Origin of the sequence: Actinoplanes sp. CA-030573, from assembly GCF_050951115.1 — a bacterium.
In the GTDB taxonomy this organism is placed as follows: Bacteria; Actinomycetota; Actinomycetes; order Mycobacteriales; family Micromonosporaceae; genus Actinoplanes.
On the sequence record NZ_CP192038.1, the window covers coordinates 2,144,832 to 2,160,670 of the forward strand.

The window sequence follows — 15,839 nt, forward strand, 5'->3', positions numbered from 1 at the left end:
ATGATTTCAACGCACGATGAATTCTGCGGCAAGGGGTTTTTCGGCATCTGTCAAAGTCCCCACGACAAAGCGCCCCGCCGGTCTTCGGACCGGCGGGGCGCTTCTGGTCGGGCGCGCTACAGGGCGAGGATGCGGTCCAGGAACTCCCGGTAGCCGCGCATCGCCATCCGCATGCTCTCGGTGTCCGGGGTGGCGGTGCCGCGCAGCGGGTCGAGCTCGTCCCGCTCGGCCAGCAGCGCCTCGGTCAGCTCGTTGACCGCGTCGGTGAGCAGGTCGTGGGCCCGGGTCAGGGCCCGCACCGGGTCGTCCACGAACTCGGCCTTGACCTCGTGCCAGGCCGCCCGGAAGTGGCGGGTGGCGTCGTCGTCCCAGAACGCGATGTGCCCCGCCTCGACGTCACCCGGGCGGGCCTGCTCCTCGGCCGCCGGCTCGTCGTCGGTGTCGGGCGCGGCGCGGCGGCCGCGACGGGCCGGCTCGGCGTCCTCGAGGCTGGCCGAGCGGCGGGGGGCCGGCGGGCGCAGGGCGCTCTCGTCCTCCCACGGCCGGCGGTCGGTGTCGGTGCGTAGCGAGGCCGGGCTCGCGAGGGTGGCGCCGCTGCCGAGGGTGGCGCCGGGCAGGGCGATCTCGACCTGGTCGGCCGGTGGGGTCACGCTCGGCCGGCCCGCCGGGCTTCCCAGTGAGGTCGCCGGGTTTCCGAGCGGAGTGGCCGGGCTCCCCAGGGGGGTGGCCGGGCTACCGAGCGGGGTGGCCTGGCTTCCCAGCGGGGTGGCCGGGCTGCCGAGCGGGGTGGCCGGGTTTCCGAGCGGGGTGGCCTGGTTTCCCAGCGGGGTGGCCGGGCTGCCGAGCGGGGTCGCCGGGCTGCCGAGCGGGGTCGCCGGACTTCCGAGTGGGTTCGCCCGGCCGCCGGGGGCGTCGAACGACGGGCCGGCCGGGGAGTGGGGTGTGACCGGCGCGGAGCCGGCGGCGCGCGGCTCGTCGGCCCGCTCGGCCGTGGTCCGTTCGGCGTTGGGCCGCTCGGCCGTGGCCCGTTCGGCGTTGGCCGGCGCGGGCGGAGTGCCGATGCGCGGCGCCGGCACGCCCGAGACCGGGCCGGCGGCCGGGTCGGGCAGCGCGGGCACGTAGGTCGGCGGCTGTCCGAACCCGCCCGGGTGGGACCCCGGCGAGACCGGCGTGGCCGACACCGGCGCGCCCGAGGTCGGCGTGATCACCGGGTTGGTCGAGGTCGGCGCGGACGCCCAGCCGGTCGCCTGACGGCGCCCCCCGGCGTCGGCCGTGTCCTCCACCGGAGCGGAGTCGGCCCGTCCGTTCATGTCATCACGCCCGTTCTCGTCGCTTGCGTCCGCCGGCTCGGCGCCGCCGGCCACCACCGGCACGGAGCCATCCACAGTAGACGTCTCGTCGTCCGGCTTCCTCGTCCGTCCGTTCAGTTCCGGGCCCGCGTGACCGTTGAGCCCGCGCTGCCCGTCACCGTGACCGTTGCGCCCCGGTTCCGCGTCGCCGTGCCCGTTGCGGCCACCCCGATGGTCGTCGGTCCCGCGCCCGAACAGGAACCGCCCGTTGCGGCCGCCGAGCCCGAAGCCACCGAACGCACCGGTGTCCCGGTCCCAGGGGTTCCTGGCCCGACGGGACTCTACGACCTGAGCTGCGTCTTCGCCGGTCTCCGACGCGCCGGAGTGATCGGGATCGCCCTCCCGGGCCGCATCCGCCCCCGGCCGCCCGCCCGCGGAACCGTCGTTCCCGTCCCCGTCCGGCCCGCCGCCCGCTTTGCCGCGTGTGCCGTCGCCCGGTCCGCCCGCGCGACCATCCGGAGCGTCACCGGCCCGGGCCGCCTCCTCGCGCGGTGCGTCACCATGGCTTCCCGCTCCGCCCTGTGCCGCGTCGCCGTCTCCCGCTCCGCCCCGCGTCGCGTCGCCGTCTGCTGCTCCGCCCCGCGTCGCGCCGCCGTCCCGCGAAGCACCGCTCGCGCCGATCCCGCCGCTCGCGCCGATCCCGCCGCTCGCGCCGATCCCGCCGCTCGCGCCGATCCCACTGCCCGCGCCGATCCCGCCGATCCCGCCGCTCGCGCCGATCCCACCGCCGGCGCCCGGACCGCTCACGCCGCCGCGCGCTCCCGAAGCCGGCGCCGAGCCCGCCCCGTCCGGCCCCGGCGAGCCGCCGCCCGGTCCACCCGCTCCCGAGGCCAGTGGCCCACCCGTCGCCACCGCCCGCGGTCCGTTCGGGCGGTCGCCGCCGAAGCGCTGCGGACCGAAAGCCCCACCCGGGCCCGGGGTGCCGGGGACACCGGGCACGATCAGCCCGGCCGGGTCGGCGCGTCGCGAACCCAGGGCAACCATCTCGGTTTCACCCGGACGGGCGACCGCCGGGTCGTCCGGACGGGCCTCCGCGGACGGTTCCTCGCCCTCCCGATGAACCGGCCAGAAGCGCGACAGACCGCGCGGTGACCGTGAGTTGTCGGGGCTGGACGTCGGCTCCATGGGCTTAAGACTCCCGTCGCGTGGATGCACCACCCGCGCCCGTGAGCTGCGCTGACCCTCATCCGCCGGGTGGGCGGCCACGCCCTGGGCCGGGCGCGGCGCTTGACGACGGTACCGAACCGGACGTCCCGGCACATCCCCCGTGCCCGGATCGTGAGCGTCCCCGGCGCCCGGATCGTGGGCGCGGCCGCGGGGCCTGTCGGGCGTGTCGCGCGCGGGGGTGGAGAATCGTGGCGTGGCAGTCAAGACCGACCTGGATCCGGCCGTCGCGGCCCGTCTCAAGCGCACCGACGACGGCCTCGTCGCCGCGATCGTGCGTGAGCACGGCACCGGCGACGTGCTCATGCTGGCGTGGATGGACGACGAGGCGCTGCATCGCACGCTGACCACCGGACGGGCGACGTACTGGTCGCGCAGCCGCCGGGAGTACTGGGTGAAGGGCGCGACCTCCGGCCACCACCAGTACGTGAAGTCGGTCGCGCTCGACTGCGACGGTGACGCGCTGCTCGTGACCGTCGAGCAGGTCGGCGCGGCCTGCCACACCGGCGCCCACGACTGCTTCTTCACCGAGCTGCCGGTCACGACGCCCGCCACCACGGGGGAGGGTCGATGACCAGCGGCGCGGTCAGCCCGGACGAGGCGACCTTCCTGCGGCAGCGCCGGCGGGTGGTGCCGGTGGTCCGGCGGCTGCTCGCCGACGGCGAGACCCCGGTCGGTGTCTACACCAAACTCGCCGGCGGACCGGGCACGTTCCTGCTCGAGTCGGCCGAGCAGGGCGCCGGGCCGTCCGGCGCGGCCTGGTCGCGTTACTCGTTCATCGGCGTGCGCAGCGCCGCCACCCTGGTCGAGCGGGACGGCGAGGCGGCCTGGCTGGGCGTCCCCCCGGCCGGCGTGCCCACCGGCGGCGACCCGGTCACCGCGCTGCGGGCCACGGTCGCGGCGCTGGCCGACGGTCCGGCCGAGGCCGGGCTGCCCCCGCTGACCGGCGGCATGGTCGGCTACCTGAGCTACGACCTGGTGCGGCGGTTCGAGCGGCTGCCGTCGACGGCCACCGACGACCTGGCGCTGCCCGAGCTGGGCATGATGCTGGCGACCGACCTGGTGGTGCTCGACCACTACGACGGCTCGGCGATCCTGGTCGCCAACGCGGTGCTGTCCGACGGCGCCGGCGAGCGGGAGCGGCTCGCGGCGTACCACAACGCGGTCGGGCGGCTCGACGCCATGACCACCGCGTTGTCGCGCCCGACCCCGCCGATGATCTCCACGGTGGACCGCCGTCCGGCGGGGGAGCCCGTCAGCCGTACCGCGCCGGGGGAATATCAGAAGGCGGTCGAGGAGGCCAAGGAGGCGATCCGGGCCGGGGAGTGCTTCCAGATCGTCGTGGCCCAGCGCTTCGAGCGGCCGACCGACGCCGACCCCCTCGACGTGTACCGGGTGCTGCGGGCGACGAACCCCAGCCCGTACATGTATCTGTTGCGCTTCGATGATTTTGACATCGTCGGCTCCTCGCCCGAGGCCCACCTGAAGGTCAGCGCGGACGAGGCCGGCGTCCGCCGCGCGCTGCTGCACCCGATCGCCGGCACCCGCTGGCGCGGCGCCACCCCCGAGCAGGACACCGCGCTCGCCGCCGAGCTGCTGGCCGACCCCAAGGAGCGTTCCGAGCACGTCATGCTGGTCGACCTCGGCCGCAACGACCTGGGCCGGGTCTGCAAGCCGGGCACGGTCGAGGTGCCGGAGTTCGCCCGCATCGAGCGCTACAGCCACGTCATGCACATCGTCTCGACCGTCACCGGTGAGCTGCGCGACGACCGGACGGCGTTCGACGCGCTGGCCGCGACCTTCCCGGCCGGCACGCTCTCGGGCGCGCCCAAGGTCCGGGCCATGGAGATCATCGAGTCGCTCGAGCCGACCCGGCGCGGGCTCTACGGCGGCACGGTCGGCTACTTCGGCTTCGCCGGCGACATGGACATGGCGATCGCGATCCGCACGGCGCTGCTCAAGGACGGCACGGCGTACGTCGGTGCGGGCGCGGGCATCGTCGCCGACTCGGATCCGGCAGCCGAGGAGACCGAGACCCGCAACAAGGCGGCCGCGGTCCTGGCCGCGATCGCCTCGGCCGAGACGCTGCGCGCCGCACGATGAGCCGCCGGTCGTACGCGTTGACGCTCGCCGCCTGCCTGGCCGGCGCGGCGCTTTCGCTGTACGCCATCACCCGCACCTGGTCGATCCACCTCACGCCGCGTCCCGGCATGTCCGACCTGCGCGAGGCCCGGACCGGCACCGACCTCGAGCCGTGGGTGACCGGCCTGGCCCTGGTCGCGCTGGCCGGCACCGGCGCGCTGCTGGCCACGGCCGGCCGGCTGCGGCGCGCGCTCGGCGTGGTGCTGGCCCTGGCCGGGCTGGGTGTCCTGATCGGAGCGATCGCCGGACGGGCCGGTCTGGATCCGGGAGCGGCCGGCGCGGGCGGCACGTTGTGGCCGGTGGCGTGCGCCGTGGGCGGCGTCATCATCGCGGCCGGCGGGGTGACCGCAGCCCTGCGGGGTCATCGGTGGCCGCGGATGTCGGCCCGCTACGACCGGAAACCGCTCGCTGCGGAGAGCGTCGAGACCGTGGCCGAGCCGCGTCGCGAGCGGTCCACGACGCCGGTCGATCACCGTGCCGCCTGGGATGCGCTCGACCGCGGGGACGACCCGACCGCCGGCTGAGCTCCGCGGAGGGGCACCACGACGACGCCCGGCTCAGTACGATCCCGCGGTGTGCGAACCACACCCGAGGCGCCGATCGACATGCGCGCGGAGTTTCCCGAGCTGAGACCGTTCGCGCGCATCGCCGTGCGACTTCACCCGCGCCCCGGCGCGCCCACCGCAGCGCAGAGCTCGATGGGTGGCCCCCTGCTCTGGCCGGCCGACGAGCCGTGGCCGTTCTGCGACGGCCCCGTCGGGGGCGACCACGGGGACGGACCGGCCGAGCCCGAGGCGCCGCTCGTGCCGGTCCTGCAGCTGTTCCGCGACGACGTCCCGGAGCTGCCCTTCCCCGGCGGCGCGGACGTGCTGCAGGTGCTGTGGTGCCCGTTCGACCATGAGCCGGACGGCGCACCCCGCCCCCAACTGCGCTGGCGCCGCCGCGCCGAGATCGCCGACGTGCTGACCGCGCCCCGGCCCGACGCCGAGTCCGACCCGCGGCTGGTGCCCGGCCCGTGCGTGCTGCATCCCGAGCGGGTCACCGAATATCCCAGCGACGACCTGCCCGGCCCGGTGTGGCTGGCGATCGAGCAGAAGTGCGCCCGGCTGGCCGCCGAGACCGGCTGGCACTACGAGACCGACCTCGCCGTCGCCTCCGGCACCAAGGCCGGCGGCTACCCGGGCTGGACCCAGAGCCCGGAGTGGCCGGTGTGCGCGTGCGGCGCCGGCATGCGGCATCTGGCCACGATCGCGAGCTGGGAGTTCAGCCGCGGCGACGAGAAGCGCTGGATCCCGGTCGAGGACCGGGCCGCGATGGACGGCTGGGGCTTCGACGCCGCCGGCGACCACCCGTGGCGGGCCGTGCAGAACCCGGCCGGCCTGATGCTCGGCGACGTCGGTGGCATCTATCTCTTCGTGTGCGTCGACTGCCCGGACCGGCCGTTCGACTACCGCTTCGACTGCGCCTGAGAAGCGTCAGCGAGGTTGGGCGCCGGAGAAGCGTCAGCGAGCCTGGGCGAACTGGCGGCGGGCCGCCACCTGGCGGGCCACCTCGCGGGCCACGTCGGCCCGGGCCTGGTTGCGGGCCTGGTCGGCGAGCATCGCGTCCCACGCGTTGTCGCGGGCGGTGCGGATCTTCTCGGGGCCGACCACGGCGCGCTGGACGTTGGTCACCAGGTCGGCGGCGGCGGACACGAAGGCGCGCGAGACGGACGCGAGGCCCGCCGGTGGCGTCGGGGTGTGCTGCGAAACGGCCATGGTCTGCTCCAGGTCGATCTTCTGCTTCCGGCGTCCCGCGGAACGCCGGGAACCAGTGTGCCTTGTCCTGAGCATGGCCGATGGTTGTTTCCCGGCCGTGACGACGGCATCAACGCGCCGCCGCATCCTCCGATCAGTGGAGTTCCCGCAGCACAGCGGCCTGGGATCGCTGTGACTGAAGTGACACGACGCGCGAGCAGGCGGCATTATGCCGCAGTCCACCTCGTGAGGCGCGCCATACCCCCGGGGGCTTGCCGACCACCGCCACCTCCTAGCATCGGGCGAGGGACACCCGGAGAGGGGAGTCGTTAGTGACATCCGATCAGCAGGCGGAAGCGGGCACTGGCGGGCCGCAGAACGTGCTGGAGGAGATTCTCGCCGGAGTGCGCGAGGACGTGGCGGCCCGGCAGGAGCGGGTGCCGCTGGAGCAGGTTCGCCAGGCGGCCGCGGCGGCGCCGCCGGCCATCGACGCCTACGCGGCGCTGCGTAAGCCCGGCGTGGCGGTGATCGCCGAGGTGAAGCGGTCCTCGCCGTCGAAGGGCGCGATCGCCGACATCCCCGACCCGGCCGACCTGGCCGGGGAGTACGCGGCCGGCGGCGCCCGGTGCATCAGCGTGCTCACCGAGGGCCGGTGGTTCGGCGGCTCGCTCGACGACCTCGCCGCGGTGCGCGCCTCGGTGCAGATCCCGGTGCTCCGCAAGGACTTCGTGGTCTCCAGCTATCAGGTGCACGAGGCCCGCGCGCACGGCGCCGACCTGGTGCTGCTGATCGTGGCCGCCCTCGAGCAGAACGTTCTGATGGGCCTCCTCGAGCGGATCGAGTCGCTGGGCATGACCGCGCTGGTCGAGGTGCACAACGAGGAGGAGGCCGATCGGGCTCTGGAGGCGAACGCGAAGGTGATCGGGGTCAACGCCCGGGACCTGCGCACGCTGGAGGTCGACCGGTCGGTGTTCGAGCGCATCGCGCCGGGCCTGCCCAACAACGTCGTGAAGATCGCGGAGTCCGGCGTGCGGGGTCCGCACGACCTGATCCGGTACGCGTCGGCCGGCGCCGACGCCGTGCTGGTGGGCGAGGGCCTGGTCACCCAGAAGTCGCCGCGCGACGCGGTGGCCGAGCTGGTCAACGCCGGCAACCACCCGGCGACGCCGAGGCCGGTCCGATGAGCGCGCCGGTGCTGCCCGACCTGGCCGGTCACTTCGGTCGCTACGGCGGCCGGTTCGTGCCCGAGGCCCTGGTCCGCGCCCTCGACGAGCTGGACGCGGCGTACCGGTCGGCCAAGACCGACCCGGAGTTCCAGGCCGCGTTCGCCGACCTGCTGACCAACTACGCGGGCGTCCCGTCGCTGCTCTACCGGGCCCGGCGGCTGAGCGAGCACGCCGGCGCCGAGATCCTGCTCAAGCGGGAGGACCTCAACCACACCGGCGCCCACAAGGTGCGCAACGTGCTGGGTCAGGCCCTGCTGGCCAAGCGGATGGGCAAGCCGCGGGTGATCGCCGAGACCGGCGCCGGCCAGCACGGCGTGGCCAGCGCGACCGCGGCCGCCCTGCTCGACCTCGAGTGCGTCGTCTACATGGGGGAGACCGACACCGAGCGCCAGGCGCTGAACGTGGCCCGCATGCGGATGCTGGGCGCGACGGTGGTCCCGGTGACGAACGGTTCCCGTACGCTCAAGGACGCGCTGAACGAGGCCCTGCGCGACTGGGTGGCCAGCGTCGACACCACGCACTACCTGCTCGGCACCGCGGCCGGACCGCACCCGTTCCCGGAGATCGTCCGCGACTTCGTGGGCGGCATCGGGGTCGAGGCCCGCGAGCAGTGCCTGGCCCAGCTCGGCCGGCTCCCGGACGCGGTGGCGGCCTGCGTCGGTGGCGGGTCCAACGCGATCGGCATCTTCCACGCCTTCGTGCCCGACGACGACGTGCGCCTCTACGGCTTCGAGGCGGGCGGCGACGGCGTCGAGACCGGGCGGCACGCGGCGTCGATCACCGGCGGCTCATCGGGGGTCCTGCACGGCGCCCGGACGTACGTGTTGCAGGACGACGACGGCCAGACGGTCGAGTCCCACTCGATCTCCGCCGGGCTGGACTACCCGGGCGTCGGCCCCGAGCACGCGTGGCTCAACGACACCGGCCGGGCCACGTACGAGCCGGTGACCGACGCCGAGGCGATGGCCGCGTTCCAGCTGCTGTGCCGCACCGAGGGCATCATCCCGGCGATCGAGAGCGCGCACGCCGTCGCGGGCGCCCTGCGGATCGTGCCGGAGCTGACCGCCGAGCTCGGCCGCACGCCGACCATCGTCGTCAACCTGTCCGGCCGCGGTGACAAGGACGTGCACACCGCCGGCGCCTACTTCGGCATCCTCGATGAGGTCGAGACGCTGGTCCCGGGGGAGCAGGAATGAGCATCGCCGACACCTTCCACAAGGCGAAGGCGGAGAGCCGGGCCGTCCTGGTCGGGTGCATGCCGGCCGGCTTCCCGACCGTCGACGACAGCATCGCCTCGATGATCGCCATGCACGAGGCCGGCTGCGACGTCATCGAGGTCGAGCTGCCCTACTCCGACCCGGTGATGGACGGCCCGGTGATCCAGAAGGCGAGCGACATCGCCCTGGCCGCCGGCGTCCGCACCCGCGACACGCTGCACATCATCGAGTCAGTGGCCAAGGCCGGGGCGACCGTCGTGCTGATGACGTACTGGAACCCGATCGAGAAGTACGGCGTGAACGCGTTCGCCCGCGACCTGGCCGCGGCCGGGGCCACCGGCCTGATCACGCCCGACCTGATCCCGGACGAGGCGCAGGAGTGGATCGCGGCGTCCGACCAGCACCGCATCGACCGGACGTTCCTGGTCTCGCCGTCCTCGACCGACGAGCGGATCGCGATGACCGTGGCCCACTGCCGCGGCTTCGTCTACGCCACCGCGCTGATGGGCGTCACCGGCGCCCGCACCTCGGTGTCCCGGCAGGCCCCCGACCTGGTCGCCCGGGTGCGCCAGGCCGACCGCGACATGCCGGTCGGGGTCGGCCTCGGTGTCGGCAACGGCGCGCAGGCGGCCGAGGTGGCGGCGTTCGCGGACGGCGTGATCGTGGGCTCGGCGCTGATCCGCTGCGTGCTCGACGCCCCCGACAAAGCGGCCGGTCAGGCCCGGCTGCGGGCGCTGAGCGCGGAGCTGGCCGAGGGCGTGCGCGGAGTGCACGCCTAGACGGCCGCCAGGCGTACGCGGACGGCGTGCGCAAGGCGCGAAAGTAGGCGAGCCCTGAGCAACCGCCGCGCGCATCGCGACGGTAGCGTGTGCACCCGTGAACATTGCCGCGATCCCGAGTCCGACGACCTCCGTCTGGCATGTGCTCGGCCTGCCCATCCGGGCCTATGCGATCTGCATCGTCCTGGGCATCGTCGCCGCCGTCCTGATCATGGAGTACCGGCTGCGTAATCGCGGCGTGGCCCCCTGGGCCTCGCTCGACATGGCGGTGTGGGCGGTGCCGTTCGGCATCATCGGCGCCCGCGTCTACCACCTGATCACCTCCCCACAGGACTACTTCGGCGCGGGCGGCCACCCGATCCAGGCGCTGTACATCTGGGAGGGCGGCCTCGGCATCTGGGGCGCGGTGGCCGGCGGCGCCCTCGGCGCGTGGATCGCGTCCCGTCAGCTCGGCCTGCCGTTGAGCGTCTTCGCCGACTCGCTGGCGCCGGGCCTGCCGGTCGCGCAGGCGATCGGCCGGTTCGGCAACTGGTTCAACAACGAGCTCTACGGCAAGGCCACCACGCTGCCGTGGGGCCTGCGCGTGCACGACATGGACCAGAACAACCCGGGCCATGCGCTGGTGATCGACGGCGAGCCGGTGACCAAGGCCGGTCTCTATCATCCGACGTTCCTTTACGAGGCGGTCTGGGACCTGGGCGTGGCGGCCCTGGTCTGGCTGCTCGACCGCAAGTTCAAGTTCGGCCGGGGCCGGGCGTTCGCGCTGTACGTGATGGCCTACACGGCGGGCCGGTTCTGGATCGAGATGCTGCGCATCGACGAGGCCAACAAGGTCTTCGGCATCCGGCTCAACGTGTTCACGGCCATCGTCGTCTTCCTCGGGGCGCTCGCCTACTTCGTGCTCGTGCGCGGCCCCCGGGCGTACGTGGTGCCCGACGACGCACCCACCACCGCGCCGGAGCCGGCCGCCGAGGGTGAGCCGGAGGCCGCGGAGCCGCGCCGCGCCCCCAAGGGTTACCAGGTGGTCAGCGAGCACCGGTTCGAGGAGTACCGCCGCAACGGCTATCTGCCGCCCGAGACCGAGGCCGACCGGGCCGAGGAGATCGCGGCCGGCGGCCACCCCGACGACACCGACCCGGCCGGCCCGGCCGGCAAGACCGAGGCGGTGCTGGCCACCGGCGCCCAGGCGGCGAACGGGCCGGACGGTGTGACCGGCGGCGACACCGATGTGGACAAGGCTGCCCGCCCGGCCGACGAGAACTGACGCGCGGTCGTCGTGCGCACGGCGGTGGTGGTGGGCGCGGGGATGGCCGGTCTGGCCACCGCCGGGGCCCTGTCGCGCGCCGGCTGGCGGGTGGTCCTGCTCGAGCGCGGTGAGCGGGTCGCCGCCCCGCCGACCGCCCTGGTGCTCTGGGCGAACGGCCGGCGCGCGCTGGAGTCGCTCGACCCGGACGGCGGCTGGTCGGCGATCGCCACCCCGATGCCCGACGGCGGGGTGCGCCGTCCCGACGGCCAGTGGCTGGTCGCCCCCCGGTCCCGCGCCGGCGCCGGCCCGGCGCCCTGCGTGGTGCACCTGGAGGACCTGTACGACGCGCTGGTCGCCGGCCTCGGCGACCGGGTCGAGATCCGCACCGGCTTCGCCGTGACCACCGTGCGCACCGGGCGGCGCCAGCGGCCCGCGGTCGGCGACGGCCGCACGCTGATCGAGGCCGACCTGGTGGTGGCGGCCGACGGCATCGACAGCCCGGTCCGGCGGGCGCTGGCCCCGGAGTCGGCCGCGGTCGGCTCCGGCTTCGCGGCGTGGCAGGCGGTCATCCCCGGCTATCGGGTGCCCCGGCTCACCGACGAGCAGCGGGCCGGCGGCGAGACGCTCGGCGCCGGCTACCGGTTCGTGTCGATCCCGCTCGGCGAGCGCGCGGCCGGCAAGGGCGGCGTCTACTGGGTGGCCACCGCGGCCGGCGCGCCGCGGCCCGAACCGCCCGCCACCCAGCTGGCCCTGTTGCGCCGCTGGTTCGCCGACTGGCACGCGCCGGTGGGCGACCTGCTCGCCGCGACCACCCCCGACGACCTGCTGCCGCAGGAGGTGCGCGAGCTGCGTCCGCTGCCCCGGGCGTACGGCTTCCGGTCCGGCACCGGCGGCGTGGTGCTGCTGGGCGACGCCGCCCACGCCATGCCGCACCACCTCGGCCAGGGCGCGTGCCTGGCGTTCGAGGACGCGGCGACGCTGCGCGCGCTGACCGCCGAGGCGGCGCCCGGTGAAGGACTGGGCACGGCCATCGAGGCGTACAGCAGGCTCCGCCGCCCCCGCACCACCACCGTGGTCCGGCAGACCCGCCGCATGTCGGCGGTCGTGCAGGCGCGCGGGCGTCTCGCGCTGCGGGCCCGCGACGCCGCCCTCAACCACATGCGGCCGCGCATCCTGGGTGGGCACGCCCAGGCCGCCGACTGGCTGCCCCCGGACTGACGTGCTCGCCCGCCTCGACCGGTTCCAGCGCGAACACGGCTGGGTGGGGTTCCCCTATGCCGTCATCAAGAAGTTCCTCGACGACGACGGGCCCCGGCACGCCGCGCTGATCACCTACTACGGCTTCCTGAGCCTGTTCCCGCTGCTGCTGCTCGGTGTCGCGATCGTCTCCCGGCTGCTGGCCACGGACGAACAGCTGCGGCACGACCTGATCACGGCGATCGTCCCGCCCGCGCTGCAGCCGACCGTCGAGAGCGCTGCCTCCTCGTTGCCGACCTCGCCGGTGGCGTTCATCGTCGGCGTCGGCGGCCTGCTCTACTCGGCGACCGGGGTGGTGTTCGCCGGCTACCGGACGCTCAACCACGTGGCCGGCGTCCCCTACCGATCACTTCCCAACCCCATCGGCGCGTACGCCCGGGTCCTCGCCGTGGTCCTGCTGCTGCTCGCCGGGGTGCTCGCCGGCGGCACCCTCGCGGTGGCCGGCGCCGCGGTGCCCCGCCTCGGCACGTTCGACCGGATCCTGGCGGCGGCCGGCACCGGCGTCGCGGCGTTCGCGGTGCTGCTGTTCGGGGTCCGCCTGCTGCTGGTGCGGAAGACCTCCTGGCGGATGCTGTGGCGGCCGGCCGCCCTCGCCGCGCTGATCCTGGCGCTGGTGCTGCACGTGGGCGGCCCGCTGTTCGCCCGCCTGGTCAAGAGCGCCGGCCCGGTCTACGGCGCGTTCGCCACCGTCGCCGGGCTGTTCACCCTGCTCTACCTGGTCAGCCAGGCCCTGGTGCTGGTCGCCGAGATCGCCGCGGTGCGGCAGGCACGGCTGTGGCCGCGCGCGCTCGACCCCGCCGACCCGGTCGAGGCCGACCTCCGGGCGCTGGCGCTGCTGGCCCGCGAGCAGGAGCGGATACCCGGGCAGGTGATCGAGTCACGCATCATCCCCGGCGCATGATGCGCGGCGGGCGGCCGGGCCGAACGCTCGGGAGATGGCTGACTATCCGCTGATCGCCGAGCACGGGCTCATCGGCGACCTCCAGACCGCCGCGCTGATCGCCACCGACGGGACGGTCGACTGGTTCTGCGCGCCCCGCTTCGACTCGCCGAGCGTCTTCGGCTCGATCCTCGACGCCGACTCCGGCGGCTACTTCCGGATCTACCCCTCGCGGGCGCACTCGCGCGCGAAGCAGTTGTACGTCCCGGACACGGCCGTCCTGGTCACGCGCTTCCTGACCGAGGAGGGCGTCGGCGAGATCGTCGACTTCATGCCGATCAGCGGAGCGGTCGCGACAGACCGGCATCAGCTGGTTCGCCTGGTCCGCTGCGTCCGCGGCTCGATCACCTTCGACGTCGAGGTCGCGCCCCGCTTCGACTACGGCCGCGCCGAGCACCGCACTACGCTCACCGACGACGGCGCCGTCTTCGAGAGCGACGACTACGCGATCACCGTGCATCTGGTCCGCGAACCCGACGACGAGCGCCTGGCCCGTACCTGGGTCGACGACGGCGGCGACGTGCGCGCCGAGGTGACGCTCCGCGCCGGCGACCTGCGCGGCGTGATCCTGGAGACCGGCGCCGCCGGGCCCATCCGCCAGGTCCGGGTGGCCGAGGCCCGGCGCCTGCTCGACGACACCATCCATTACTGGACCACCTGGCTGGACCGCTCGACCTACACGGGCCGGTGGCGGGAGGCGGTGGAGCGCTCGGCCATCACCCTCAAGCTGATGACGTACGCGCCGACCGGTGGCCTGGTCGCGGCGCCGACCGCGGCGCTGCCCGAGCAGATCGGCGGCGAGCGCAACTGGGACTACCGCTACACCTGGGTCCGCGACTCGGCGTTCTCGGTCTACGCCCTGCTCGGCCTCGGCTTCACCGAGGAGGCCGCCGACCTGGGCCGTTGGCTGGCCGAGCGGGTCGACGAGCAGGCCGACACCAAGGGCGCCGGCCCCCTGCAGATCATGTACCGGGTCGACGGCACCAGCGACCTGGTCGAGGAGACGCTCGAGCACTGGGAGGGCTACCGCGGCTCGGCCCCGGTGCGGATCGGCAACGGCGCGGCCGGCCAGCTCCAGCTCGACATCTACGGCGAGGCGATGGACAGCCTGTGGTTCGCCGACCGGCACGGCGCCACCACCGGCCACCAGGGCTGGCGCAAGATCAGCGACCTGCTCGGCTGGCTCGCCGACAACTGGGACCAGCCCGAGGAGGGCATCTGGGAGACCCGCGGCGGCCGGCAGGACTTCACCTACGGGCGGCTGATGAGCTGGGTCGCGCTCGACCGCGGCATCAGGCTGGCCACCGAGCACGGCCGGCCGGCGCCGCTGCCGCGCTGGCTGCGCGAGCGGGACGCCATCTACGACCAGATCATGCAGCGCGGCTGGAGCCCGGCGCGCCAGGCGTTCCGCCAGCACTACCGGACCGACGTGCTCGACTCGTCGCTGCTGCGCATGTCCAGCTGCGGCTTCATCGCGCCGACCGACCCGATGTGGCTCTCGACACTCGACGCGATGGCCGGCGAGCTGGTCACCGACAGCCTGGTCTACCGCTACGACCCGGCCGCGTCCCCCGACGGCCTGCGCGGCGGCGAGGGCACCTTCTCGCTGTGCACGTTCAACTACGTCGAGGCGCTGGCCCGCTCCGGCCGGCTGAACGAGGCCCGGCTGACCTTCGCCAAGATGCTCACCTACGCCAACCACCTGGGCCTCTACTCCGAGGAGATCGCCCTGACCGGCGAGCAGCTGGGCAACTTCCCGCAGGCGTTCACCCACCTCGCGCTGATCAACTCGGCTCTCGTCCTCGACGACGCCCTCAACCGTGCCTGAGCCCTTTGCTCTGCTTGCTCAGAGCGGCGTGGCGGCCGGCTCGGCGATGCAGGCGGTGCCGACGCGGCGGAAGCCCACCTTCGTGTAGAGGCGGGCCACGTCGTCGTCGCCGGCCGAGAGAAAGATCAGCGAGACGCCGTCGTGCAGGGCGCGGCGGGCCAGCTCGGCGGTGAGCTGGGACGCGTAGCCGCGACCGCGCGCCGCCGGCAGCGTCGCCACCCCGGCGATCTCGGCCACGTCGCCCTCGCGCATCAGCGCGCCGGTGGCCAGGATGCCGTCGGTGGGGGAGACCACCACCGCCGTGTGGTACGAGCCGGTCGCGGCCCGCCGCCGGAACCCGTCGACCAGGGCGTCGCTCAGCGTCTCGAGGGCGGCGTCGCGCTCGGCGGGCCCGGCCGGCTCGATCGTCAGCGCCGCCTCGACCGGCGCCGCCGTCTCGGTCGCCAGGGCCGCGACCTCCTCCAGCGGCGTCGCCTTGGGCGGGCTGCCGAACGCGAGCTGGGCCACCGCGCGCGAGGCGGCGAGGTCGGTGGCGTACGTCTCCGCGGCCGGGTCCAGCAGCGAGATGGTCGCCCCGCGTACCGGCAGATCGGGCACCAGCGCGGCCGGGTCGAGCACCAGCAGCGGGGCGAGCAGCACGTCGAGGCCGGCCGAGCGGGCCACGGCGAGCAGGTCGGGCGTGGTCTCGTGCACCCATTCGAAAGCCTCGGGCACGCCCAGCTCTCGTTGCCGGCGGCGCACCGCAGTAATATCGGCAGCGGAAGGCGTCTCCGCCCCTATCCGGGGCCGGGCGTAGTAGGGCCACCCCTCGCCCTCGCGGACGAAGAGCACAAGCCCCCCGAAGTCCTCCACACGTGCGTAGGGTCGGGGGAGAGCGTCATAGAACCGCTCGAGCCTGACGAAGACGTCGGTATCCGGTAGCGCCACCGCGCGAGACTACCGAATGGCGCAACGG

General features: G+C 74.4%; 14 protein-coding genes. 11 read left to right on the top strand and 3 right to left on the bottom strand.

What is annotated here, in order from left to right; genetic code table 11:
* Window positions 1-116: 116 nt before the first annotated feature.
* Window positions 117-2,333, bottom strand: coding sequence for a hypothetical protein (locus tag ACQP2F_RS10035; RefSeq protein WP_433302744.1), 2,217 nt, complete (start codon window positions 2,331-2,333; stop codon window positions 117-119).
* Between the two features lie 337 nt (window positions 2,334-2,670).
* Between ACQP2F_RS10035 and hisI the strand changes: the two genes are divergently transcribed.
* The 4 genes from hisI to ACQP2F_RS10055 are packed head-to-tail and all read left to right on the top strand — an operon-like array spanning window position 2,671 to window position 6,124.
* A complete protein-coding gene (gene hisI, locus ACQP2F_RS10040; RefSeq protein WP_433307433.1) occupies window positions 2,671-3,087 on the top strand; it encodes a phosphoribosyl-AMP cyclohydrolase in 417 nt (138 codons plus the stop codon).
* Window positions 3,084-4,616, top strand: coding sequence for an anthranilate synthase component I (locus tag ACQP2F_RS10045; RefSeq protein ID WP_433302746.1), 1,533 nt, complete (start codon window positions 3,084-3,086; stop codon window positions 4,614-4,616). The genes hisI and ACQP2F_RS10045 overlap by 4 nt, the downstream gene beginning before the upstream one ends.
* Complete coding sequence (locus tag ACQP2F_RS10050) at window positions 4,613-5,179, top strand: Trp biosynthesis-associated membrane protein (protein ID WP_433302748.1); 567 nt, start codon at window positions 4,613-4,615, stop codon at window positions 5,177-5,179. The genes ACQP2F_RS10045 and ACQP2F_RS10050 overlap by 4 nt, the downstream gene beginning before the upstream one ends.
* A 51-nt stretch (window positions 5,180-5,230) precedes the next feature.
* Window positions 5,231-6,124 (top strand): hypothetical protein, encoded by an 894-nt coding sequence (locus ACQP2F_RS10055; protein ID WP_433302750.1) that lies wholly within the window; start codon window positions 5,231-5,233, stop codon window positions 6,122-6,124.
* A gap of 33 nt (window positions 6,125-6,157) precedes the next feature.
* Here the strand turns inward: ACQP2F_RS10055 and ACQP2F_RS10060 are convergent, their stop codons facing one another.
* Entirely contained in the window at window positions 6,158-6,412 is a 255-nt protein-coding gene (locus tag ACQP2F_RS10060) for a hypothetical protein (RefSeq protein WP_433302752.1), read from the bottom strand.
* Between the two features lie 359 nt (window positions 6,413-6,771).
* On the opposite strand from ACQP2F_RS10060, the gene trpC reads away from it, so the two are divergent.
* The 7 genes from trpC to ACQP2F_RS10095 all read left to right on the top strand — a co-directional run bounded on the left by trpC (window position 6,772) and on the right by ACQP2F_RS10095 (window position 14,884).
* Window positions 6,772-7,575, top strand: coding sequence for an indole-3-glycerol phosphate synthase TrpC (trpC, locus tag ACQP2F_RS10065; protein ID WP_433307435.1), 804 nt, complete (start codon window positions 6,772-6,774; stop codon window positions 7,573-7,575).
* Complete coding sequence (gene trpB / locus ACQP2F_RS10070) at window positions 7,572-8,813, top strand: tryptophan synthase subunit beta (RefSeq protein ID WP_433302754.1); 1,242 nt, start codon at window positions 7,572-7,574, stop codon at window positions 8,811-8,813. Before trpC ends, trpB begins: the two co-directional genes overlap by 4 nt.
* A complete protein-coding gene (trpA, locus tag ACQP2F_RS10075) occupies window positions 8,810-9,613 on the top strand; it encodes a tryptophan synthase subunit alpha (RefSeq protein WP_433302756.1) in 804 nt (267 codons plus the stop codon). The genes trpB and trpA overlap by 4 nt, the downstream gene beginning before the upstream one ends.
* Before the next feature lie 97 nt (window positions 9,614-9,710).
* Window positions 9,711-10,877, top strand: coding sequence for a prolipoprotein diacylglyceryl transferase (lgt, locus tag ACQP2F_RS10080; RefSeq protein WP_433302758.1), 1,167 nt, complete (start codon window positions 9,711-9,713; stop codon window positions 10,875-10,877).
* Between the two features lie 12 nt (window positions 10,878-10,889).
* A complete protein-coding gene (locus ACQP2F_RS10085) occupies window positions 10,890-12,077 on the top strand; it encodes an FAD-dependent oxidoreductase (RefSeq protein WP_433302760.1) in 1,188 nt (395 codons plus the stop codon).
* A gap of 1 nt (window position 12,078) precedes the next feature.
* On the top strand, window positions 12,079-13,017 hold the full coding sequence (locus ACQP2F_RS10090; protein ID WP_433302762.1) for a YhjD/YihY/BrkB family envelope integrity protein: 939 nt from the start codon (window positions 12,079-12,081) through the stop codon (window positions 13,015-13,017).
* 34 nt (window positions 13,018-13,051) lie between these two features.
* Window positions 13,052-14,884, top strand: a complete 1,833-nt coding sequence (locus tag ACQP2F_RS10095; protein ID WP_433302764.1) for a glycoside hydrolase family 15 protein — start codon at window positions 13,052-13,054, stop codon at window positions 14,882-14,884.
* Between the two features lie 18 nt (window positions 14,885-14,902).
* On the opposite strand, the gene ACQP2F_RS10100 is transcribed toward ACQP2F_RS10095, so the two are convergent.
* Window positions 14,903-15,811 (bottom strand): GNAT family N-acetyltransferase, encoded by a 909-nt coding sequence (locus ACQP2F_RS10100; protein ID WP_433302766.1) that lies wholly within the window; start codon window positions 15,809-15,811, stop codon window positions 14,903-14,905.
* Window positions 15,812-15,839: the final 28 nt, after the last annotated feature.